Source organism: Sphingorhabdus sp. (assembly GCF_044338195.1).
Classification (GTDB): domain Bacteria; phylum Pseudomonadota; class Alphaproteobacteria; order Sphingomonadales; family Sphingomonadaceae; genus Sphingorhabdus_B.
Window position 1 is genome coordinate 1 of sequence record NZ_JBIIMC010000015.1, and the last position, 23,643, is coordinate 23,643.

At 54.6% G+C, this 23,643-nt stretch carries 22 protein-coding genes; 2 read left to right on the forward strand and 20 right to left on the reverse strand.

The features are described from left to right. The 19 genes from ACIQZK_RS05945 to ACIQZK_RS06035 all read right to left on the reverse strand — a co-directional run. Positions 1-405 (reverse strand): sugar phosphate nucleotidyltransferase (locus ACIQZK_RS05945; RefSeq protein ID WP_397575325.1); only part of this gene is annotated, 405 nt, incomplete at its 3' end. Positions 406-494: 89 nt separating this feature from the next. Continuing rightward, positions 495-1,451 (reverse strand): GDP-L-fucose synthase family protein, encoded by a 957-nt coding sequence (locus ACIQZK_RS05950; protein WP_397575326.1) that lies wholly within the window; start codon positions 1,449-1,451, stop codon positions 495-497. Positions 1,452-1,456: 5 nt separating this feature from the next. Continuing rightward, the gene (gene gmd, locus ACIQZK_RS05955) at positions 1,457-2,578 is read right to left on the reverse strand and encodes a GDP-mannose 4,6-dehydratase (protein WP_397575371.1); all 1,122 of its coding nucleotides are present in this window, start codon (positions 2,576-2,578) and stop codon (positions 1,457-1,459) included. A 518-nt stretch (positions 2,579-3,096) separates the two neighbouring features. Next, a complete protein-coding gene (locus ACIQZK_RS05960; protein ID WP_397575327.1) occupies positions 3,097-3,975 on the reverse strand; it encodes an FkbM family methyltransferase in 879 nt (292 codons plus the stop codon). A gap of 518 nt (positions 3,976-4,493) precedes the next feature. Next, positions 4,494-5,342, reverse strand: a complete 849-nt coding sequence (locus tag ACIQZK_RS05965; protein ID WP_397575328.1) for a hypothetical protein — start codon at positions 5,340-5,342, stop codon at positions 4,494-4,496. A gap of 59 nt (positions 5,343-5,401) precedes the next feature. Continuing rightward, positions 5,402-5,644: a GDP-mannose 4,6-dehydratase gene (locus ACIQZK_RS05970; protein WP_397575329.1), complete on the reverse strand. Its 243-nt coding sequence runs from the start codon at positions 5,642-5,644 to the stop codon at positions 5,402-5,404. A gap of 10 nt (positions 5,645-5,654) precedes the next feature. Next, positions 5,655-6,401 (reverse strand): glycosyltransferase family 2 protein, encoded by a 747-nt coding sequence (locus ACIQZK_RS05975; protein WP_397575330.1) that lies wholly within the window; start codon positions 6,399-6,401, stop codon positions 5,655-5,657. Positions 6,402-6,664: 263 nt separating this feature from the next. Beyond that, positions 6,665-7,201, reverse strand: coding sequence for a WcaF family extracellular polysaccharide biosynthesis acetyltransferase (locus ACIQZK_RS05980; protein ID WP_397575331.1), 537 nt, complete (start codon positions 7,199-7,201; stop codon positions 6,665-6,667). Between the two features lie 51 nt (positions 7,202-7,252). Then, positions 7,253-8,425: a glycosyltransferase gene (locus tag ACIQZK_RS05985; protein WP_397575332.1), complete on the reverse strand. Its 1,173-nt coding sequence runs from the start codon at positions 8,423-8,425 to the stop codon at positions 7,253-7,255. A 314-nt stretch (positions 8,426-8,739) separates the two neighbouring features. After that, entirely contained in the window at positions 8,740-9,912 is a 1,173-nt protein-coding gene (locus ACIQZK_RS05990) for a glycosyltransferase family 4 protein (RefSeq protein WP_397575333.1), read from the reverse strand. Positions 9,913-9,957: 45 nt separating this feature from the next. Continuing rightward, complete coding sequence (locus ACIQZK_RS05995; protein WP_397575334.1) at positions 9,958-10,902, reverse strand: hypothetical protein; 945 nt, start codon at positions 10,900-10,902, stop codon at positions 9,958-9,960. After that, complete coding sequence (locus tag ACIQZK_RS06000) at positions 10,903-12,087, reverse strand: O-antigen ligase family protein (protein ID WP_397575335.1); 1,185 nt, start codon at positions 12,085-12,087, stop codon at positions 10,903-10,905. Continuing rightward, positions 12,080-13,324 carry a glycosyltransferase family 4 protein gene (locus ACIQZK_RS06005; RefSeq protein ID WP_397575336.1) on the reverse strand — a complete coding sequence of 415 codons (1,245 nt, stop codon included), beginning with the start codon at positions 13,322-13,324 and terminating at the stop codon, positions 12,080-12,082. Before ACIQZK_RS06005 ends, ACIQZK_RS06000 begins: the two co-directional genes overlap by 8 nt. 119 nt (positions 13,325-13,443) lie before the next feature. Next, the gene (locus ACIQZK_RS06010) at positions 13,444-14,745 is read right to left on the reverse strand and encodes an oligosaccharide flippase family protein (protein ID WP_397575337.1); all 1,302 of its coding nucleotides are present in this window, start codon (positions 14,743-14,745) and stop codon (positions 13,444-13,446) included. Between the two features lie 251 nt (positions 14,746-14,996). Next, positions 14,997-17,249: a GumC family protein gene (locus ACIQZK_RS06015; protein ID WP_397575338.1), complete on the reverse strand. Its 2,253-nt coding sequence runs from the start codon at positions 17,247-17,249 to the stop codon at positions 14,997-14,999. 17 nt (positions 17,250-17,266) lie between these two features. Next, the gene (locus tag ACIQZK_RS06020; protein WP_397575339.1) at positions 17,267-18,007 is read right to left on the reverse strand and encodes a polysaccharide biosynthesis/export family protein; all 741 of its coding nucleotides are present in this window, start codon (positions 18,005-18,007) and stop codon (positions 17,267-17,269) included. 90 nt (positions 18,008-18,097) lie between these two features. Further along, the gene (locus ACIQZK_RS06025) at positions 18,098-19,549 is read right to left on the reverse strand and encodes an O-antigen ligase family protein (protein WP_397575340.1); all 1,452 of its coding nucleotides are present in this window, start codon (positions 19,547-19,549) and stop codon (positions 18,098-18,100) included. A 258-nt stretch (positions 19,550-19,807) separates the two neighbouring features. Then, a complete protein-coding gene (locus ACIQZK_RS06030; RefSeq protein WP_397575341.1) occupies positions 19,808-20,914 on the reverse strand; it encodes a glycosyltransferase family 4 protein in 1,107 nt (368 codons plus the stop codon). Further along, positions 20,911-21,402, reverse strand: a complete 492-nt coding sequence (locus ACIQZK_RS06035; RefSeq protein WP_397575342.1) for a transcription termination/antitermination protein NusG — start codon at positions 21,400-21,402, stop codon at positions 20,911-20,913. Before ACIQZK_RS06035 ends, ACIQZK_RS06030 begins: the two co-directional genes overlap by 4 nt. Positions 21,403-21,788: 386 nt before the next feature. On the opposite strand from ACIQZK_RS06035, the gene ACIQZK_RS06040 reads away from it, so the two are divergent. Further along, on the forward strand, positions 21,789-22,214 hold the full coding sequence (locus ACIQZK_RS06040) for a hypothetical protein (protein WP_397575343.1): 426 nt from the start codon (positions 21,789-21,791) through the stop codon (positions 22,212-22,214). Positions 22,215-22,344: 130 nt separating this feature from the next. Beyond that, a complete protein-coding gene (locus ACIQZK_RS06045) occupies positions 22,345-22,593 on the forward strand; it encodes a hypothetical protein (protein WP_397575344.1) in 249 nt (82 codons plus the stop codon). A gap of 140 nt (positions 22,594-22,733) precedes the next feature. On the opposite strand, the gene ACIQZK_RS06050 is transcribed toward ACIQZK_RS06045, so the two are convergent. Then, a complete protein-coding gene (locus ACIQZK_RS06050; protein ID WP_397575345.1) occupies positions 22,734-23,513 on the reverse strand; it encodes a metallophosphoesterase family protein in 780 nt (259 codons plus the stop codon). Positions 23,514-23,643: the final 130 nt, after the last annotated feature.

Consider the following 23,643-nt stretch of genomic DNA (forward strand, 5'->3'; position numbering starts at 1 on the left):
AATGGCCGAGGCGACGCTATTTCTAAACGCCTCCCCGTCGGGGATCTGGTGGTCCGACGGCATCACAAGCATTAGCGCGTCGGGGTCCCGCGCGGCGCACCAAAGGGCCGCCGCGAGGACAGCCGGCGCAGTGTTGCGTGGCTCCGGCTCGACTAGAAGATCCCCGAGGGTAATCCCGACGCCCTCGAGCTGCTCAGAGACGAGGAAGCGAAATGGCTCTGCGGTGACGACGAGTGGACTGTCAAAGCCGTCCCCTCGCACACGCAGCGCCGCATCTTGGAGCAGGCTAGTCTCGCCCAAAAGCGGCTTGAATTGCTTGGGCGAAGACTTTCGGGAAACGGGCCACAAACGGGTCCCTGCGCCACCGCATAGAATTACGGGGACGACACGCGGATGCGATGTCATTTAGATTTTCCTTGGTTTAGAAATTCGATGCGCCGAGCCTGAGGCCATGCAATGCAAATAATGGGTCTAAGATTTAGGTTCTCGCAGCCTTACGCCGTTCTCAGAGAGCCTTCGTTCGCCAAATACCAATCGTAAGTCTGGCGGATGCCTTCCTCGAGCGGGACGCCGGCCGTCCAGCCCATGTTCGTGAGGCGCGACACGTCAAGTAGCTTGCGCGGCGTGCCATCCGGCTTTGTCGCATCGAACGAAATGCGGCCCGCAAAGCCGGTGACCTGCGCGATGGCCCGCGCAAGATCCGCAATCGAGACGTCACTGCCCGTCCCGACGTTGATGTGGCTCAACATTGGCTCGGTATTTTCTGCATAAACATCTTTCGGAAGGTTCAGCAGAAATGCACAGGCCTCCGCCATGTCATCAACGTGCAGGAACTCGCGCTTCGGCGTTCCCGTACCCCAAATGACGACCTCTTCAGAACCGGCTTGCTTGGCCTCGTGGAAGCGGCGCAGCAGGGCCGGAAGGACGTGCGAGTTTGTTTCGTGGAAGTTGTCGCCGGGTCCATACAGGTTCGTGGGCATGGCCGAACGATAGTCAGTCCCATACTGCCTGTTATAACTCTCGCACAGCTTGATGCCCGCAATCTTGGCAATGGCGTAAGGCTCGTTCGTGGGCTCGAGCCTGCCTGTGAGGAGAGACTCCTCGGGCATCGGCTGCGGCGCATTGCGCGGGTAGATGCAGGACGATCCTAAAAAGAGAAGGCGCTCTACTCCTGCACGAAAAGCGCTATCGATGAGATTGCACTCGATCATCAGGTTTTCGTAAATGAATTCAGCCGGCAGCGTGTTGTTGGCATGGATGCCGCCGACCTTTGCTGCTGCCACGATTACCGTGTCGGGGCGCTCCTTTTCTAGAAAGCTCCTAACTGCAAACTGGTTGGCAAGATCGAGTTCCGACCGCGTGGCAGTTACGATCTCCGCCCCGTCGCTTTCCAAGCTGCGTGCGATCGCACTGCCAACCATGCCGCGATGACCTGCCACATATGCGCGCATCTGCCTCAATCCTCTTGCGAGATCGGTGTGTCGAAGCCGTTCGCCTTCAACAGTGCGTGACGGCGTGCGTCGTTCAGATCAGAGGCTACCATTTCAGCGCACATTTCGCGTGCAGTGATCTCCGGAACCCAGCCAAGCTTTTCGCGGGCCTTGGTGGGATCGCCCAGTAGCGTCTCCACCTCAGCGGGTCGGAAGTAACGGGGGTCGATGCGGACGATGATATCACCTTCCTTAACGCCCGTCGCAATATTGCCACTCACGCCATCTACAACGCCGACTTCATCAACGCCATCACCTTGGAACTTGATCGAGATGCCCAAGTCCTCTGCAGCCCAGATTATAAATTGTCGAACGGAATGCTGTGTCCCTGTTGCGATGACAAAATCATCTGGCGTGTCTTGCTGTAGCATCATCCACTGCATACGGACATAATCTTTGGCGTGGCCCCAGTCCCTAAGGGAATCGATGTTGCCCATGTAAAGGCAGCCTTCGAGGCCCTGACTAATGTTTGCCAACCCACGTGTGATTTTGCGGGTCACGAAGGTCTCGCCGCGTCTTGGGCTCTCGTGATTGAAGAGGATACCGTTGCAAGCATACATCCCATAAGCTTCGCGGTAATTGACGGTCATCCAATATGCATAAAGCTTGGCTACGGCATAGGGCGAGCGTGGATAAAAAGGCGTCGTCTCGCGCTGCGGTGTCTCTTGAACCAGCCCATAGAGCTCCGAGGTCGATGCCTGATAGAAACGAGATTTTTTCTCAAGACCTAAAAAGCGCACAGCCTCCAAAAGGCGAAGTGTTCCCATGGCATCAACATCAGCAGTATATTCGGGCGCCTCGAAACTGACGGCCACATGGCTTTGCGCACCCAGATTGTAAATCTCGTCGGGTTCAACCTCACGCAGAATGCGCGTCAGGTTAGAGGTATCTGTAAGGTCGCCATAATGCAGTTTTAATCGAGCAGCTGGCGCGTGTATATCTTGGTAGATGTGGTCAATACGCTGCGTGTTGAACGATGATGCTCGACGCTTAATGCCGTGAACCTGGTACCCTTTATCCAGCAGGAACTCTGCAAGGTAGCTCCCATCCTGCCCTGTGATGCCTGTAATTAATGCACGTTTGGTCATAGTTAGTTTTTCACCTTTGAAAAAACTGCGGTACTTTGCGGAGGTTTTTGCACGCAAGGGTTTCCAGCCCACCGACGCCGTTCCGGCGGATAGCCTGGAGGTCCTCGCGGCATTTAAGGAGAATTCGACTAAGCGATCGGTTGCTTTCGCCACCGATCCGCATCTTCACAAGAACCTCGGGAATGCAAGCGAGCTTAATTTGCCCCCGCACCAAATAGCGTAACATCGCGTCGTAATAAGCGGCGATTTTATCACGGGACAACCAAAACCTGATCCCACTTCTCTTCCGCGCGATATTGCTTGCACTTGGCACGGCGAAGGTTTTTTACAACCGCTTACGCGGACGGCTTTGAGTGTTTCGTGTTCATCTTCGTTCCTTACATTCACTACTATGAACCCAAAAACACTCTCCTATTTTATGCAGCCAGTGTGTCTATTGAATGCTGACGGGGGGCACTTAGGAAAATTCAACTCGACAAGATCGGGGCATTAAGTTCCAGCCGATTGCCTGTTAAGTTCTAGCTGCGGCAAAGGGCATCGCAAATGGCAGGAACCCGCGTCGCAATGAAGTCTCGCGTAGTCTCAAATGTAACATGACTGCCGTAATGCAATTTCTTAAGAAGCGAAGAACTCATTCCGTGTGGGATCCCGTAAAACTCATAACCCATCAGGTGCAGGAACTGGACTGAGGCGCGATCCCAGAAAGGCTCTTTGCCGCTGAGTTCGCACAAGATATGAACTGGCGGATGCTTCGATAGAAATTCATTTCCGCCTCTGAAGAAGATCTCTTCGTGACCCTCAATGTCGACTTTGAGCAGGTCTATTTGCGCCAATCCGCAGGTGACCATGGCCTCGCCAGAGGCGCAGACCTGAATCTCGATCACCTCGTCATGTTCACTCGCGGTCTTACCGTGCGCTATCGCTCCGTACCCGGAACTGCTTTTTGGGATTATCATCTCGACCGAGCCTGAGGAATCCGACAGCCCGATCCGCTTGATTTCGATCTCAAACCCATTAACTTTCGAGGATTTTTCCAGCAGCGCAGCTTGCTTCGGATTAGGCTCGAAGGCAACCACCCTACCGGAGGGCCCGACTAGTGAGGCCGCCGCTAACGACATTGCCCCGCAATTCGCACCCACATCCACAAAGCAATTTCCGCTTCTTAGTAAAGCTGGCAGGAGCTTTGCTATCTTCTTGTCCTGAAAACCGAAGAATGCGATAATTCTGTGCAGGTGGTCCCGCGTATCTAAGAATATGACTTCGCCTGACGCGAGTTTCGTCTGCAGCAGTCCCTCTGGAGGAAGAACCTGAGCAAGGATACCCAGTTGCGAAATGCGCCCATGACCAATCGGGAAGGGATATGCTGCCAGAACCGATCGAACAATTTGAAAATTCATATTGGTAATATCTCCAGTCCTCAGCATTCGACAGACTTTTTTAACCTCTCCATACGTACGTGTTTGCAGTCCGATCAGCGATGAAGCTTCTTCGCCAAGACTTCAACGGCTTTGTTTTCCGGTCCTGTGGGCCGGCCAACTGCTAACCAGAGCGCGAGGATGGACGCCAAATAGGTTACCGCCGCCGTGACAATCCGCTGATCAAAGCAATCCGGACGGCCTCTTGCTTGAAATCTTCTGTATGCTTCATCATCTCTTCGATCTCCTTGTATCAGTGTTTAACTCTCAAGTGACCGGCTCGAAACGGTTACAAGTCCAGTTTGACGCGATTATTAAGTTAGGGCGATGAGAGTGCCTCATTAGGTTCCAGAGATATCACGGAAACACCACACCGCTCCGCCACGGCATTATCGGAGGCTCTAACTCTTGACTTGCAAAGCGCCCAGAGCATGAACTGAGGCTAAATCTTGCCGAAAAAATTTCTTGCCTTACAGTCACCCGTTCTAGAATTCCTAGCCTCAGATTATGTTGTGATGGATTTTAATTACCTCCAAAAATCGGCGCGCGTATTTCTTCTGCCCAACGGGGTTCAAATGAATTGTATCCCGATAATCGGACGGTAACAGTTCCCGTCTCATATCGATATATTTAACATCCATAGTCTCGAGCAGGTGCCTCAAACTTTTTCCGTCCTGATTTGGACCCGACCCTATCTCGCTTACGGTAGGGTGCAGAAACACCGCGAAATGCGCTCCAGATGTTTTCAGGAGTGCAATCAAATTTCTGACGTCGCGATCGCCCTTTGTCACAACTTCGGACACGTCCTGGCTTGGCACCTCTAATGGGGATAACCATGAAGGCAGGTAGCGAGGTAGATAGCGCGTCAACGCTTCCTTTACGGCAAAGCTTGGCCGTACCTGTGGAAAATCTTCGCCAAGATCTTTTCGAAACGTGGGTACATCATGCAGGTCGTGACTGCTGAGAACCAACAGAATGTGATCTGCGCCAAACGTACCAAACCTATTTAGGTAGGCCGCCATATTTGCGGGGCCCCAACTGCCAGCCGAAACATTACCTACCCAGGATCCCGCAGTAAGCGATCTCCGCAAGATTTCAGAAGCTAGGTCGCTTTGATCCGTCTGTGCCCCACCGTTGACGACACTGTCACCTAGAACCAACACAATGTCTCCGTCGACGTTTCCTCTCGGCGGAGTTAGGGAGCGCATAGAATATTCGTTGTATACGATTGCGTTGCCAAACCGTTGATAGATGCCGGGCTTGAACATGTACTCGATTTGCGGATCACGGATGGTCAGTGGCGGGTCACCAAGCCCCAGGACCACACGCGCGAATATTTCGGTAGCCATGACGCAAACCAATATGACACCAACGGAAAGAATAATGCTCCTACGCCATACACACGACCTCATGTCGGCCTCCAACCAGGGATCCGTGTTAGGCTCGAGGCATCGGTAAGGCCGCCATAATAGTGTTTCAGCCGAGGGGGCGTCGCGTACATAGCTTGGTAGATGTGGTCGATACGCTGCGTGTTGAACGATGAAGCTCGACGCGTGATGCCTGGGACCGCATAGCCCTTCTCGAGAAGAAACTCCCCAAGAAAGCTTCCGTCGTGACCGCTAATGCCGAAGGTCAGTGCTGACTTATCCATAATTGTGTTGTCACCGTTTAAAGAACTGTGGGAGTTTACTGAGGTTTTTATATGCAACTGTTACCATCCCGCCCACGCTGTTCTGGCGAACAGCTTGGAGGTCCTCGCGGCTTTTAAGCAGAACGCGGCCCAGCGATCGGTTGCTCTCACCACCCACCCGCATCTTCACAAGAACCTCGGGAATGTAGGCGAGCTTGATCTGGCCCTTCACCAGATATCGCAGCATTGCATCGTAGTCTGCCGCAATCTGATAACTGGTGTCGTAAAGACCCCACTGGTCGAAAATTTCGCGACGCAAATAAAGCGTCGGGTGCGGCGGCATCCAGCCCCGTTTAAGTTTGATTGGCTGGTATTTACCTGCTTGCCAGTGGCGGACAACATGCATTGGGTTGTCCGCAGCGACATACTGAAGGTCGCCATATACACCGTCGATCCGTAAATCGCTTAGGGCATCAGCAATCATCATCAGGACGCCCTCGTGCGCAAATAAGTCATCAGAATGCATTAGGCCAATCACATCACCATTGGCGCGCTTGATGCCACGATTTATCCCGTCATAAATACCGCTGTCTGGCTCAGAAACTAAGTTAACCCTGTGATTAGCTGTTATCTGAATAGCATCCAATGTGCCATCTGTTGAGCAGCCATCCTGTACGATATGTTCAATTGAATGGTAAGACTGCGCTGCTACGCTCTCGATTGTTTCACGGATAGTGGCGACTCTATTGTAAACGGCAGTGACGATGGATATTTTCAAAAGATCTCCTGGCCCGGGTGTAGTCCCGGCGTGCGTGCCTCGATACTGCAAGTTGCCAAAATGCCTTGAGACTAATCAGCGCGGACGGCTGCAATCGAGGCATTACGCCCGCAAAGCCTCCATAAACGCAACCGATTTTATACGCTACACTCTCAAAGACGATGCCATAATCCTTGACATGACATCGGTAAAATTTTTTTAGCAACATCAAACCAGATGAACGGATGGTAACATTATTTTACAATAAATACTCGCTCGACGCTTCATTCGCGTTCACGTTTCTTAACGGATATGGCCGGATTACCCTTGTAAATCGTCCATTCATTCAAAACACCGCCGCCAACAGAACCTAGACCAAGCACGGCGCCGCTTTGGATCTTGGTCCCGGGGGCAACAGTGACCTTGGCACAGAGCCAAGCGTGGTCCTTAATAATGATCGGAGCCGTCAGCAAGTCGAAACTCGACTTTTGCCAATCATGGCTTCCTGTACAAAGATAGGCTCCTTGGGAAATACAAACGTTATTGCCAATAGAGACTTTAGCTAGGTTGTCGATCCACACGCATTCGCCGATCCAACAGTAGTCGCCCACGTCCAAGCGCCACGGGAACTTGACCCGGACACCGGGCTTAATAACGCAGCCACTGCCAATTCGGGCCCGAAAGGCACGAAGCAGTGCTACTCGCCAGCGTGACCCTGGAATAGGCGAGGCTAGCAAAACGCCGAGTACATACCATAAACTTTCAAGTACAATGGTTTCTCCACGGTCAAATTCATTAGCGTTATACTGATCAAGCCTCATTTAGAAATCTCGCTGGAATACACCGGCTTTCCCGGTTAAATTTTGCTTGAGCTAAGCGAAAGAGACAAATTCAGGGGCGGGCCCACCTGCAAGGCTCCACTCATACAATCGCACCATCTTTTCAGCGACGGTTTGCCAACTAAAAGTCGCCTCGACGAGACTTCTGCCACATCTTCCCATCTCTATAATGTCGGCGTCTGTACGTTCGCCAAAAGCACACAACTGCTGCGCCATGATGTGTGGATCTGTGTCCAGATTAGCGGCGGCGCCAAAAGCAAAGCCTTCCGGTAAGTTGCACGCGTCGGTCATCAGTACAGGCTTACTAAAAGCCCATGCTTCTAAAACTGCCATAGGCAAGCCTTCACTAAACGAAGGAAGTATAAACGCGTCAGCACTGAAAAGTGTGGCTGATTTATAGTCACCAAACTGCGGGCCGACAAAGTGAACGCATTCTGAAAGTGCATAGCTATCAACAAGTTCCTGAAGCGCAGCCAAGTGCCCTCCATCGTCCCAGCCCGCTATAACCAAATGCCACTCTTGAAACCTTTTATTATCCCGAGTTAGCTTCAAAGCTTTAATGAGATTGGACAATCCTTTTTTAGGATGAATCCTTCCAAGAAAAAGCAATGTCTTGGCGCCAGATGGGATTTTCATTTTCCATGCGGGCGGACGGCTAAGTTCAGGGATGTATAAATCAACACCGTTCGGTATAGTCGCTACAGGGCCTGTAATTCCTAGAGCCCTAATTGAATGCAGTTCGCTTTCACAAAGCGCATGGATGCAGTGGGCTCTCGCGAGATTGGCATCTTCAAACAAATTTCTCGCGACAATCTTTTTCCAACGTGAGTGCTTCAGGGCCCAAGGATCGAGCATACCGTGAGGCGAAATAATCTTGCTGCACTTAAGTCTATTTGTCTGCAAACTCGCTACCGAGGAATATGTCCAGAGCCCATGCGTGTGAATTACGTCCGGGGCGCTTTGGCGCAGAGTTTTGATCAGGCGAGGATGATACCCAAAAGAGCGCGGACCTCTAATGGTTCCAAGGCGCAATGAGGCTCCGCCCCAAGCTTTTGCGTCTTCGTCTGAGATTTCCTCTTCTCCCGAGAAAACATCTACCCTCACACGTTGATCTACCAGTGCGGTAGCCATAGCAGAAATGGCGCTAAAAAGGCCACCGCCTCGCCGGGATGCCGAGTGTGTGAGCATGCTAACCTTCAACATCATGACCCCATTTCAAAGATATTTCGATCAAGCCCTATTGTTTTAAAGGCTTTTGAACCATTTAAAGACGAGAAATCAGTCACGACAGGGTTTGAATGAAGACTAAAACATAGAGCACGCATCCTAAGGGGATCGCTCTATTTTTGCGGTGCATCCGGCTTAGCACAGCTGGGGCGCTGGTCAGCGCAGGAACAAAGCTAGGTAGCGAAATCTTGGCCTTTATAACCCGAAGTCGAAACTTTGATAGCGTGCCCTACTCGCGCATTTGATCCTATAAAGCACACGATCTCTCGGATAGGTAACGGTACAAGCTCGTATCAGGCATGCTTTTTGTCCGGCTCGCCCATTTTTAGCAGCCTTTTGATTCCTTCATAAATCGACTGCGCCGCGTGCTCTGGTGTATAATCTTCCATCAGGGAAATGCAGCGTAACGCAGTGCTCTTAGAATTGGACCAATCCAGAATATCCAACATTCTTTTCGCTAATTCTGCAGAGTCATCGGGATTGAAAACATATCCAGTTTCACCATGGACCACAAGCTCGGGAACGCAGCCACAATATTCACTAACAATAACTGGGCAACCATAATGCAGGCTTTCGTTAACCACTAAACCCCATGGCTCACTTTTACTTGGTAGAACTAGACATGTTGCATTGCTGTATTGATCAAAAAGATCTTTGCCTCTTAACGCACCAGAGAATTTTACGGATGCAGATAAGTTTAGATCTGCGACCATCGACCTGAGGCGCGGCTCTTCGGGCCCTGTCCCTACAATTATCAGTTCTGCGTCGCTTAGCTCAGTGTGAACTTTTTGGAAGGCATACAACATTGCATCGATATTTTTTTCGATGGCCAGCCTTCCGACATACAAGTATCTGGGTGTTATCGAGGGGCTCCTTAAAAGCAAGCTTCTTTCAGGCGAGTATTGTTCTGGTAGCGCTGCGGCTTGGCATCTATGGATGATTGCATCAGGCTTTGCGCCACAACTGACTGCATAAAGCTCACTTCGCTTGCCATAGGTAAGCACAATCTGCATTTGGCTTAAAAAATATCGCTTAGCTAAGCGCTTAAACCAGTTAGATTTCGGCTTATCATGAAGAGTGCTGTCACAAAATACACCCGCTTGTTTTCCTGTAAATTTACAGTAAATTAAAAGAATCCAGTAATCAATTTCATAGTATCCAGGAATTATTAATGCGTCCGGTTTTTTATCAGACACAGCTTTTAATAACTTCCAGGATCTATAAAATGCGTTAACTGATTTGTAGTCACCCGAAATAATTAATTTATAAGGGTATTTATGGTGCGATAATTCAACGCCACGAAGTGATGTTCTTTGATCATCTGTTTCAGCTATCTGAAAGAAATAAATGTTTGTCCTGTAATAATTTTTACGGACAAGCGAATGTAATTTGGTAAAAACTTCACCTTTGTAAGAAGACCATAAAATATTATGTACCACTGCGACTGATTTTTTGTGATTATTCATGGGCCTCCCTATTGTATTCAAATTCATCTTACTGACCATAGCAGCTTACATGCGGGGCATCCACGTCGGTGGTTTGCCGCGTAGTATGTCACTTATCCACATAAGCGTCTGTGGCAACATGCGCGCACGTACGTGGCGCTTTAGTGCTGCACGGAACCTATCGGGGGCAAACGGCACCCTACTCAGCCTCGCTAGAAATTGCTTGTCCGCAGGCAAGTGTAGAAGACTGCAATTCAATACTGCTTCTAGGCGCGCCTGGGGGTGTTTTGTGCGAATCGACCACCAGCGGCAAACACCACCGGGGTCATCCGACAATCTGTGGTCCCGCCCCTCATCCTCTGCCATGACGTTTAGTGCCGCTGACACAACTGCCTCATCACCTAAATGATGCAAGCTACCGATGGCATTAACGTAACGAGGCCAACACTCTTTGATGTAGCGCGAAAGGTGATAAAAACTGGCTGCGTCTCCAGAGATGAACTCTCCGCCATACCATCGAGGATTAACGAGTTTTCGTCCTGCGATACATGCAAGGTCGTCGAACACGCGATTGATCCCATAAGCTGGAAGAACTTGCTCGGAGATATCGTAGACACTTAGTCCCTTTCGTGGGAGTGGGTCAAACGGTCTACACAAAACAGTGTCGAGATCTATGAGGCCTACATAGTCGCCATAAACTCCTGTTCCGAAAGCTTCTATTAATTCAATTTTGAAATGGGCCGAGTAAAAAGAAATACCAATAGGAACTTGCAAAGTAAAACTTTGTTCACGCACATCAAGATCTTCAATACCTAATATTTCCATACGTCGCTGGATTGCAGCGATGTCGTTGGTGATAACAGTGAAAGGAATACCAAAATGCGCTAGCGACGCGCGGCATAAAACTGCGTTTTCTATATAAATGTCGCGCGGATCAATGCCGCCCGGCACTTTGAGATTTGCATATAATTCTGAATTTCCGCCAAAATATAATAATCCATAAAAATGCATTTAAGCGTTCGCTTTCGATTTCAATTTGGAATTAAATGAATATCTCCAAGCTCTAGATGCTCCCAATAAACCAACCAAAGGCATTATTTGAAAATTTAAATTTCTTGGCTGCAATAAATAAAATATTAATAAAGATAAGCAACATACAAATAACTCTAATTCTCTTTTTTTAAACGATTTTACGATAGAAAATAATATAAAATAAGTAAAAGCTAATCCCAAAATAATGCCGCACTGGGCGAACATTTTTACAAATCCATTGTGAGCCCAAGATGCTACCGTATCAAGGGGCCCTACTCCAATAAATGGACTTTCCAAAAATCTATAAAATGCATCCGAAACATTTTCAGTTCTTCCTGAAAATCCAGAATCAACACCTCGATGCATGTTGTCTAGCAGAAATAAATCACTCAAATATTGTGATATTGCTTCAATAAAAAATGCAGATATAGTAACTAAAGATAATAAAATAAAAAATAAAACTATTATTTGCCTTTTAATAAACATATTAAAACAAATATATGTTAAAAATCCTATTAAAATTATCAAACCAGTAGCTCTAACTTGAGTTAATAGAGAAATAAATAATCCTAAAATCAAGCTCAATAATACTAGATATCTATTTTTACTTAGAACCGCTGCGAGAAACAATCCTAAAGCAGTTTCACCCCATATAGCGTCACGAAAACCTCCTCCCGAAAATCTATCGTCACCAATAGAATCCGTGGAAGCTTGACCAGAAGATAACCCATATATAGTTAGTATAATCAGTCCTACAGATATATATTTCATCAATAATGAAAACAGCACATCGTCGATGTGAACTACAGAAAAGCAAAGTGCTAATAATATAATAATCGCTACGTAGAACAGGAGCGCGTCAGTTAATTCGTATTCATAAATACCACTTGAGTAAGCGATTGATTGAACAAACCATAATAAGATTATTATAGATGCCATGAGCGCGAATCTATAAATTAATTTATTATCAGGGCTCGCATAAATGGCAAAAGCAGCAGAAATACCCGATATAGATGCGATTATATAATACGGAATTGATAACGGCCCAACCAGCTGTGATACAGATGAAATTCCCAAAGTAGCCGTAAAAACAGCAATAATAGAATAAAAATAATATCCTCTGTAAGAATAAATACTTTTTTGATATTTATTTTTTTTAATCATTATCAATATTTATTAATTTACAGATATCATGCCCGTAGCGCTTTACGTCAATTTTATAAAAATTCTCCTTGGAGAATTTTTTATTTATTTCTAAAAGCACACGGTCTCGGCAATACATTTTTATTGCAGAAGTAAGGGCGTCGATATCTCTGGCCGGGACGATTATTCCATTTTGTCCATGTGTGACAATAGTTCCCGTATTGGGTGTAGCAACAACTGGCAACCCACTCATAAGTGCTTCGTAGGTTGCTACAGCCGAACCTTCAACAATTGACGGAAGTACGAAAAGTTGCGCCCATCGGTACTGCTCTGGCATTTCTGTCCGTGGAACGGGCCCAACAAATTGCGCTATGCCAGAGTAGGTTGCTAACTTCGAAGGGTCGAGTGCTATCCGCCCAACAAAGCGGGCCTCGACTTGATCACGGCCGATGCGCCTGAGCGCCTCGAGCAAATACGGGGCGCCCTTGCGCAAACCAACCTCGCCGACAAAAAGCACGCGCAGCGGCCCATCGCCTCCCGTATTACCCCTAGTAGGACCAAATCTAGATTGATCGACACCGTATGGAATAACATGGATCTTCTCTTTTGGCACTCCACATTGAATTAGTCCCTGCATGACAAAATCTGATCCAGCGACAATTTGGTCTGCCAACTCCCATTCTGCCTTTTCCCTTTCGGCCAGTCGCCCCTGCCCGATCCCTTCGTGAAACCCGGGCTGCCAATCTGGCCATTCTGCTCCTACCTGCGCTAAAAGTTGACGCTCGAGCGTCCGCGGTAATATAGTTTGTTCTAGGATACAGCGAAGACCTCTTGCCTTTGCCGCTCTGAAAAGCTCGAGCGATGCGGTATTGAACCCCCACACTGTGTTTGCGAAACCAAAGCCATGGCGCAGTACGGACTTCGCAAACTGTCCGTTGGTCTCTGCGAATATTCGCTCGCGATCAGCGTCCGTGCGAACATTCCGAAGAGCAAGGGCGATACGGAGGCCGAGCAAATCGAAGCTTGTTACCCGTTTGGATGGAAGTTTGGCGTCCTTGCGACCCAGCCATCGCTGGAACCATTCTAAGCGAAAAACGTCCGGCACGGCACGTAGTGCCGTTTCAAGCCAAGGCTTGTTGCCAATATATCCGTCGGTAAAGAAACGATCCAGCAATCCAGCTTCGTGTAATAAACGAGGTACCGCATAGTGCATTCGGGCACCTATCATCGCAACGCAAACCTTAGGTTTGGCATTCATCGTGCATTCCATTCGTTGACTTCTGTCGCTAGAATTAGTGGTGGATAAAAGTGTCAGTCCGAAAGGTCCCAACATAGTCCAGCGTATTGAAACTTTTCTAAAAGCACCGCGTCAGGTTCCTAAATTTGCGACCTATTATTATGCCCTGCGGCCTTGAGCACACCCACGACATTGAGAGATGCATTAAAAAAATAGGCAGCTACCAATGCAATGCACAAGCCTAAGCCCCCGAGAGCGGGTATTGCGCTGAAAGCGACCACTCCAACAGTCATCGAGTACAGGAAGTTGGTGCTCAGCAGATACCAAGATCTACCCATAGCTTGTAGGGAAGTAGCCGCTACCTTTGAAATTCCGTGCAACGGCGCCGCTAATATAAGCAGCACCACCATGAGTCCAATACCGTCATAACTCGGTCCATAAAAGAGGTTGATCTGTTCCTTGAACATTATGGCAACGAGTAGCGGCGGCAGTGAAATTAGGATCATTGCGACACAGAGAAGGCCGGTGATCCGCATAAACTCACGGCTGTTACCCAACTCCCATTGCTGCACCAATGTAGGAGTAGCTGCTGACATCATTGTGGCCGGAATGAACATTAGCGGGCCATGCCATTGATATGCAGCATTATATTGCCCTAGACCTTCTAGACCATGCTCAGAGCGGGCAAGCAAGGCCACGCAAAACCAGAGCGTTGGCGTAGCTACTAAATCACCAAGAAAAGTAGGCACTGTGTAGGATAAGAGATCTTTTGCTTTGTCCCGACCCAAGGCGCCATTGCTTGCCTGCTTAGCGCCTGCCAAGTCCCTCCGGCCGAGTAGAAGGGCGAGGGAATAAGCAACTGCCGCCGCAACGGTTAGGCCGCCGATTACGCCATTCACTCCAGCTGCGCGTGCTAATACAAATACCAGGGGCACAGCCAAAATTGCTTCTACCACATGTACGGTGGCAATCGCTCGGAAGCGCCCAAAACCGGCTAGGACGCCCATCTGAACACCCTTAAGCACAGTTGCGACCATCAGCGCCGCGCCGACGAGTAAAGCACTGGCGATGGACTCATTACGAAAAATGACCGTGCCGATAAAACTTGCGCTGCCAAGGAACAAAGCAGTGATTAGCGCAATCACAGTGAATGAGAAACGACGGATTAGTGACAGATAGCCATGAGTATCTCGCGGTGCGATATTCAAGCTTTTTGCTACGAACCGAGTAGCAGCGTTGCCTAAAGCAGCGCCAGCAAAGAGTCCAAACAGACCGACCGATGACTGGACCGCGCCCAATTGACCAAACCGCCCAGAGCCCAATTCGCGGGCAACCCAGATCATTAGGGCGAAGTTCACTAGCCGCGAAACGACAGCGCCGACTGTAGACCAAAACATGCCCGAAGCGAGCTGCATATGGGCTTTGTTAAGCAAGCCTGTCATGCCGCGGCAACACCGTGTCTCATGCTGTTGATGAAAGCGACTAAAAATAGCCCGCCCTGCTTAACTAGGCTGGCCAGGAAGGAGTGCCCGCGTTCAAGCCTCAAATCTCCAAGTGCTGACAAGCTCCGCCATAAGTTCATCCCGACACTCTATGCATGGCTATGTTTCTAGACCAATCAACGAGAAATCACGCCCCCCCAAACTGCCGATAACGCAAGGCGTCCGTAAAGGCTGTCGCCGCGACACCCACGTCAGGCGCGCCTGCCGCTCCGTTCAGTGCCGGCCTCGCCCTCGGGCTCACTTCCGTAGCCGTAGGCGCCGTATCCGTAGCCGTAGCCGTAGCCGTAGCCATATCCGTAGCCGTATCCGTATCCGTAGCTATTCTTGCTGGGGTCGATCTTCGTCACAATGACGCCCAGTATGTTGCCGCCGAGCATCGACACGCGGTCAATCGACGAGCGAATGGCCCGCACGGGCGCGCCCTCGGGCTCGACCACATATACGAGGCCCTCGACGGCCTGGCCCAGCAGCGGCGCGTCGGACAGGCCGAGGATGGGCGGGCAGTCGACAATGACGTGGTCGTAGCGGGCCTCGAGCATCCGCAGCACGTGGCCGAGGCGGTCGCTACTCAGGAGCTCGGAGGGGTTGGGCGGCTTGGGGCCCGACGTCATGACGCTCAGGCCCGCCGAGCCCGTCTCGTGCACCAGGCCGCCGAAGTCGTCTTCGCCCGTGAGCGCGTTACTGAAGCCGCGCGCATTCTTGAAGCCGAACATCTTGTGCATGGAGGGCGAGCGCAGGTCGGCGTCGACCAGCAGGACAGACTTTCCGGTGCGGGCAATGATTTCCGCCAGGGCGAGGGCGGACGTGGACTTGCCCTCGGCGGGCTTGGTGCTGGTCAGGGCCAGCGAGCGCGGGACGCCGTGCGTGGTGGCAAACGCGAGGGCGGAGCGGATGGCGAAGTAGGCCTCAGACAGATAGGACTTGGGGTCGCGCAGCGCGTCGGCCGGGTCGCCGTCCGTCAGCGGCACGTTGCCCAGCAGGGGGTGGCCCAGCAAATTGGGCACGTCCTCGGGCGCGTGGATGCCCTGGTTCATTTGCTCGAGGGCAAACAGGGCCAGGAGCGAGGCGCCCATCCCGACCAGCAGGGCGACGGCGAGGTTCAGCGGCAGGCTCGGCGCCGAGGGCGTGCGCGGAACCTTGGCCTGGTCGACAATTGAAATGTTGCTCGTGCCGATGGCGCCCGCGATGCCGATTTCCTTGTAGCGCTGCAGGAGGGCGTCGTAAAGCTGGCGGTTCGTGTCGGCGTCGCGCACGAGAACCTGATATTGAATTTTATCGCGCTGCTGGCGGTCGAGGCCCGCCTTCAGTTCGCCGACCTGGGCCTCGAGTGCCTGCTCGCGCGCGCGCGCCTCGGCGTATCCCTGCCGGCGGCTGGCGCCGACGCGCGCCGCCTCGCGGGAAATGGCCGCGTCCAGGGCGTCGATTTGCTGCCTAATGGCCACGGCCTCGGGGTATTGCGGCTCGAATTGCGCCAGCAGGCGCGCGTAGTCGGCGGACAGCTCGCCGCGGCGCTGGCGCAGGTTCGAGATTGTGTTGTTGGCGACTGCCTCGGCGGAGTTCTCGGCCGAACCCGAGCCTGCCTTACTCTGCGCGGCGATGCGGTCCGTGCGGGCGGCAATGAGGGCGGCGTTGACGCCCTCGAGGTCGGCCGAGGCGAGGGTCTGCTGCGTCTGGGTCTTGCCGTCGGCGTCGCGCGTCGTGCTCAATTCGACGATGCCCCTCTCGCTGGCGTAGGTGACCATCTCGCGCTCGGACTTCTCGAGCCTGGCGCGCAGCTCACTCAGGCGCTGCTCGAGGAAGCGCCGCGCGTCGGCGTTGGAGGAGAACTGCCGGTCCATGCTGGCGCCGATGAACTCGCGCACCCACGCGTCGGCAATGCGCGACGATAACTCGGGCGAGCGGCTCGTGTACTTCACGTTGACGAGCTTTGACTTCTTGACGGGCTCGATGGTGACGTTCTTCAGCAGGAGGCTCATGACCTGCCGCTTGCGGACCTCTGGTCGCTCGGCGCCGTCTACGCCGTGTGCCTCAAAGAATGCCTCCTGCTCGTGCAGCTTGAGGGACATGCCCACGCGCTCGGCCAGAGATTCGGCCTTCAGCAGAGTGTACTGCGTGTCGTAGAACTCCATGTCGCGCGCCTCGGAGGCGCGGTCGATGCCCTCGACGTTGGTGACGTTCTTCTGCTCGCGCGAGATCTCGATTTGCGAGCGCGCCGTGTACAGGGGCGCCATCAGCAGCGTCACAACTAAGCCAATCGCGAGGCTGGCGGCGATGATGCCGGCAATGACCCAGCGCCAGCGCAGCACGACCTGCCAGTATTGGAGGATCTCGGGAGGCAGGAGGCGGTCGTCGTCGCCCTGCGCCAGCAGCAGGCGCGTCTCCTGCGGGGAGATGGCCGCGCGCGGGTCGGCGGGCATATTATCTAAATTGTCGCGGGTGTTCATTTGGATACTCATTTTATTTACTTCACGAGCCGGTCGAGGGAGATGACCAGTGGCCCGCTCAAGAGGGAGAAGGTCGTCAGTAAGTCCTTCGTGAGGCGCTTCGCCTCGTCGTCGCCGACCATGACGAGGTCGTTGGGGTAGATTTCGGGGTCGGCGTACGCGCCCTGCCTTATGCTGTCGATGTCGTGTATGGCCGCGAAGCGCTGGCCGTTTACCTTGCGGTAGACAATGACATTCTCGAGATTGGCAAAGTCGCCGGGCCCTTCCGCGACAGCCATCACCTGCAGGAGCGTCATGCGCCCGACGACGGGATACAGGCCGGGCTTCTTGACCTGCCCCTCGACCGTGACGATCTGGCTGACGGCCTCCTTGACGTTTACCGTCACCTGCGGGTTTTTAATGTACGTCGCGCGCAGGCGCTCGGCAATGAGCGCCTCCACCTCGCCCGGCGTGCGGCCCGCGACGTCAAGCACGCCGGCGAGCGGGAAGGACATCTTGCCGGCGGCGTCGACTTGGATTTCACGGTCCGCGAGGCCGGTCACGTTGAAGACGTCGACGACGAGGCGGTCCAGCGGCCCCACCAAGTAGGGGCGGGTGCCCGAGAGGTAGTCGCCCGCGCCGGGCGCGGGCAGCTCGCGGGTCGGCAGGACGGTGAGGCCGGGGTCGCCGCCGAGGCGCGGCGTTGTGGCGCAGGCGCTCAGCAGCAGCAGCGCGCCGACGGCAATAGTGGCCGAGTGGGTGAGAGATTTAAAGTTCATTGGGGCGTCAGTGTCCTTGGGCGTCAAAATTTTTTTGGGCGGGGCAGTCTCGCTCGACGGCGGCCTCTGAAGGGTCGGGGGGCGGCGGTCTCACTTTACTGCCCCGCCGGGGCGGCGCCGCGTTGGCAGCGCCGCCCAAACTGAGGCGAGTGCGAGGAGGCAGGCCAGGGCCGGCGTCCTCGCCGGGTAGTCGGACAGGGAGGCCAGGGCCAGTATCAGCAAGACCGCGAGGCCCGCCGCGCGCAGGGCGTGAAACTCATCCTTGCAGTGGCCCGCGAGGACTTGCCTCGCCCTAACAAGCCACGCGCCAATTGCCACAGCGGCAATGGCCAGCCCCGGCAGGCCGCCCGTCAGGGCGGCATCCAGCCAGTCATTGTGTGCCTGGTTCATGTAAACTCCCATTAACAGTCCTGTGGGCTCGTGGGCCTCGTAGACTTCCCGGAATGCGCCGGCGCCAGTGCCCCACGGCCAGTAGGCCGCCAGCATGTCGCGCGACGTGGGTAGAATGAGGGCGCGCATGCCCTCGCCGGCCTCGGCCTCAATTAGGCGGTCGATCGCGAGATCGCGCTGGAGGTACACGGTGAGTGAGACGAGGGCGGCGGTGGCGGCGACCCCGAGGGCGATCTTGGCCTTGCGCGTGGCCCAAAATCCGTCGCCGGCCAAAAATCTACCGCCGGCGGGCGCCACGGCCGCGACACTCAGGAGGCCGACGGCGCCAAGCAGCAGGCCCGTGCGCGAGCCGGTTACCAGAATGAGGGGCACGAGGAATGCGGTCGCGGCAATTGCGGCGGCGAGGCGCGGGTCGAATTTCCTGCCGCGGCGGCCTGGCGTGTCTGCATTGCCCTCGCGCAGCCGCGCGGCGGCAAACGCCAGGGGTATCAGGCAGGCGAGGAGTGCCGCCTGGTGGTTGCGGTTGGCGAATAGGCCGACGGCCGAGCCAAAATTTGTGACGTCGTAGAAATACAGGGCGCCCTGCGGGTCTCCGATAGTCTGCAGGAGGGCGACTAGGGCACTCACGCCGCCCGCCGCCAACACCACGGCAAGCAGTCTCGCCTGATCTCTCGCCGACAGCTGGATGCAAGTCAACAGCAGCGACAGCGGCACGAGCAGCGCCCAGAGTGCATTTTGCGTCGCGGGCGGCCACAGCGAGGCGGGGCGCCACGCCGATGCCAGTCCCGCCGCGGCGTCAATCTCGGCCACGAGGCCGCGCCCGGGGAGGGCACTCGCCGCGCCACCCGGCAGCGGCGCGAGTTGCAAAATGGCCAGCGCCACGCAGGCCAGGGCAATGGCGAGGGGCGCGCGGTAGCTGCGGAGGTGCGCCCGCCGAACGCTAAGTAACGCAATCCCCAGCGCCGCGGCGGCCAGGGGGCGCAGAATTTCGAGGGAGGCGACATCGGGCCGCGCGCTGCCGCCCAAGGCAAATGCGCCGGCGACAATTAGGCCGGCCAGGACGAGCGTGCCGCCCGGTCGCGTGGCGCCCGCCAGGCTCTTGGCCCAGGCCAGTGCGCCGCGCGGCGTGTGTGGTGTCAGATGGAGTTGCATTTCAAATAATTTTTATACGTCCGCGCCGGCATTTTGTGCCGCCGAGACTGCTGTCGGCGGGGCCTCAGTCGACGCCCCTGAGACGTGGTCAGGGCGGCATGGCGGCATCCAGAATAGCTACCGCACGGCGGGTGAAAACCCACCGCCCTGGCGTCGTGGCGCGCACCGGGTGGCGCCAGCCGAAAAGTCATAGCCCACTGGCGGCGGAAGCGTAACCGCCCAGGCACAATATTCGCCGGCATAAATTGCCGGAATTACTCAAGTCCCCGGCCGGCCGCGCGCCGCGCCCGGCCGGCGGTCGCCCGACTGCTGGCGGTGCCTGCGCGTCACAAGCCACGCCGCGCCGTAGTTCCACACGGCGAGGAGGAGGCCGGGCGTGCCCATGTCGGGCGCGCTGCAGGCGATCAGGATCGGCACGCCCGCCAGCGCGAGATACGCGGGCAGCCCCAAGCGCCATCCCATGAAGCGCTCCAGGCGGTGGTGGAGGTGGTCGTGGTCACTCGACATCGGTGAGGCGCCGCGCGCCGCGCGCTCGACTATTAGCCGGAACATGTCGAGGCCGGGCATCGCGAACACCGCCGCCAGCTGGGTCGAGGAAATTCCGCCCGCCTGCGGCGTGAGGCCATGGGCGTACAGGCCGGCGAGGCCAATAAATGCCGCCAGGCCGTATGTGCCGCTGTCACCCAAAAACAGCCTGCCCCGCAGATTATAGTATCCCGTCACGAGCAGGCTTACCGCGACCCCAAGTAGCAGTATCTGTATGTGCGCGGGCACATAGAGGCTGAGCGTCAGGCACCAGATTAGGCTGAGGCCAATCACCAAGCCATTGCGCCCGTCGGCCATGTTCACGGCATTGGTAAATGCCAGGAGGCACAGGGCAGAGAATGGCGCGGCCAGGTGACCCAGGGGGACAGAGATGCCGAAGGCGGGCGCGTTGAGGTACTCGACACTGAAGGCGGGATTTAGGTAGGTGAAGAGTGTAAACATCGGCGCCGTAATCGCGAGCCGCAGGCGCGCCGACAGGTGGAGGCGGTCGTCAATGGCGCCGACGAGCATGATGGCCACGACGAGTAGGGAGACCCACGCATTGGAGGGCGCGGCGGCGTTGGCCGCGGGCGAGAGGCCCGCCAAGAGCGCGTCGGCGCCCGCCAGCACCAGCGAGGGCAGCAGCACGGCCAGGCCACCGACGAGGGGCGTGGGCCTCGCGTGGAGGCTGTGCGCCTTGGCCCTGGGATCGTCCACGAGCCCGAGGGCGGGGCCAATCAGGGGGGCGAGGTAGCACAAAATAAGGCTGAGCAATCCTGCCGCGGTCACGTAGGCCGCCACACTCGCGTCGGGCAGTGTCGCGGCGCTAAGGTAAGTCACGTGGCGGCCACGGGCGCGAGCTGGTCGGCGCGGACAGCCACGTTGTGTTCGGCGCCCAAGAGGCTCAGCAATACCCTGACGCGCCCGCGGTCATCTAGGGCCTCAATTGTGGCAATTTGGCCGGCCAGTGCGCCCGCCGTAATCTGGATGCGGTGGCCGGGCTGTATGTATTCCGGCAACTTGGTGAGCACGCCGGCGCTGCACCGAGACATTAGGAGGTCGATCAATTCTGGGCTTACGGCCGACGGCGCGCTCAGCCGCGGCCCGACGAGGCGGATGACGCCCTGCGTGGAGTTGACGGACAGCCAGCGGTCCGCCTCGATGTCGAATTTTACGAATATGTATCCGGGAAACAGCGGCACTAGGACGGTGTCGCGCCTCCGGGCGTGGCTGCGCGTCCGATACAGGCGCGGGCAGAAAGTCTGGAAGCCCTGGCGCGCCAAATGCTCTGCCGCGTAGCCTTCCTTCTGCGACAGAACCTGCGCCACATACCAATTCCCGCCCGCGGCAGCCGCCCGCGGGCGAGGCGCCGGACGGCGTCGCGGGGCCGATGTGCGCCCGACTGCCGCGTCGGGTGACGCGGGCACAAGTTCTTGCGTCTTTGACGGTGAGCCGGCGCCCTGCGGGCGATCTTCATACATGTCGCGCACACCCACCGGCCGGAGGCGTCCAAGGGAGGTGTAAAAATACTTTCAATACTGAAATTATTTTTTGCAATTCTTTTTTATTAATAATTTTATTTTTAATATATACTGATTTATTCATAAAATAACTATCATTAAATAAATATTTCTAAATCAATTAAAAAATAAATAATTTAAAAACCGAGAAACTATAAAACTATAGATATGAAAATAATTTTTTAATAACATGATTGGCGGCGGAAATTGCCGGTTATATCTACCGGCAAAAAATGCCGGCAAATATACTTGGCAAAAATGATCTTTTGGTGTTTCAGGTAGTTAAGATTTTAGAGAGAATTAAAGGAATGCCCACGTACGACGCAGTATTGGACAGCTTCGAGAAACTCCACGAATGCGGCGCCGGGGATGGCGGGTTGGAATTACTCTCGTCCAAGGGAAAAATTGTTGCGGCGATGCTGCGGCATGACAGGCTGTCAGTGAAGGACATCCCACACCTCGCGGGCGTGTCGTTCCGAACCTGCTTCGAGCAATTGCGGTTCCTGGAGATGCTGGGCGTAGTTGAGAAAACCAACGACCCGCTGGACGGGCGGCGCGCTATAGTTAAGTTGAATAGAGAAAAATTATCAGAAACTATTGAAAATTCTGCTCAAAAATAAGTAATTTATTTCAAAATACTATTAATTTAATTTTGATAAAAATTATCATTTTTTAACATATACTTCGTAGAGCTTGCCTTAATTATTTTTTGTTGCCATAATAATTATCATAGCCAGACAGGATGTCACAATGAAACTCACCAAAATTAGCCTGGCCGCACTTGCCGCCGCCTCGCTCGTTAGCGGGCCAGTAATGGCGGAAAGTCTCTCCCCCTCAGCGAGTGCCGTCGGAAATGAGAGCGTCAAGCGCGCCGGCTCAAAGGCCGAGGGCAAACGCAAGCGCCCCTCAGGCGTGGTCTACGGCGCCATTGCAGCCGTGGCCTCGATTGGCGGCGCCATCGCCTTGTTGTCTGATAAGGATAAGCCCGCGAGCCCCTAACCGCGCGGCACGCTATCCAAGTCTAGGGAGGCGGCCTTTGGGTCGCCTTTTTTTATGCGTGTGTCACATTCGGCTTGCCTTCGCGCTCAGTGCCCGGTGGCAGGAGTGGCGCAGCCAAGCCCGCCAGGTTCACTTGCAGATTATGCGGTGGACCGCTCGCCTCGCTGCGCCTCTAAAAGCCACCTCTCCGCACCCTCCAGGCCGATGGCCGTCAGCCGACCGGAGGCGTAGGCGCCCGTGTCGATGCCGACGCGACCCGGCAGCACTTCAGGCGCGTCGGTGATTGTGTGGCCGTGCACGACGCACGCCCGGTCGTGTGACACGTGGCTCAGAAACGGCTCGCGTATCCAGCGCAAGTCGGCGGGCGCCTGGCTGCCGAGTTCGACGCCGGGCCGAATGCCGGCGTGCACGAATACATAGTCGCCAATGACAATCATGTCCTCAAAGCCGCGAATGAAGTCGAGGTCTTCGGACGGAATGATAGCCGCCATCGACGCCCGCAACTCCTCGAACGTCATCTCCCTATACTCGTCGGGCGTGACGCCGTAGGATAGGATGGTCTCCCGTCCGCCGAAGCGAATGAATTGGCGCAGGACGCCCTCATCTTCGAGGGACTTCAGGAACATTTCCTCGTGGTTGCCCAAGAGAATGCGCACTGCCCGCCTCCGGCTCCAGTCGCGCGCGGCGTCGATCACGCCGCGGCTGTCGGGGCCACGATCCACCAAGTCTCCCAGCAAAATGACGGTCGTCTCAGCCGCGCCCCGCGCGTCGTCGTCTGCCTCAATGGCGGAAATAATGTCCCCAAAGAGGTCGGCGCATCCGTGAATGTCGCCCACCGCATACACGCGCCGCCCGTCGGGCACGCGCGTCGGCGCCCGATACGGCGTCGGGGAGAGTAATTTTCGGAAGAAGGTTCGCATAGGTGACAGTCGATATAGAGGCAATTGCTCATCCTACAAGATGCGCGGGCCGGACAGGTGAGGCGGCGTTGAGGCACGTCTGGAGGCTTTTTTTTGAGGACCTCAAACAGGCTTCCGCCTCTGGGCAGTT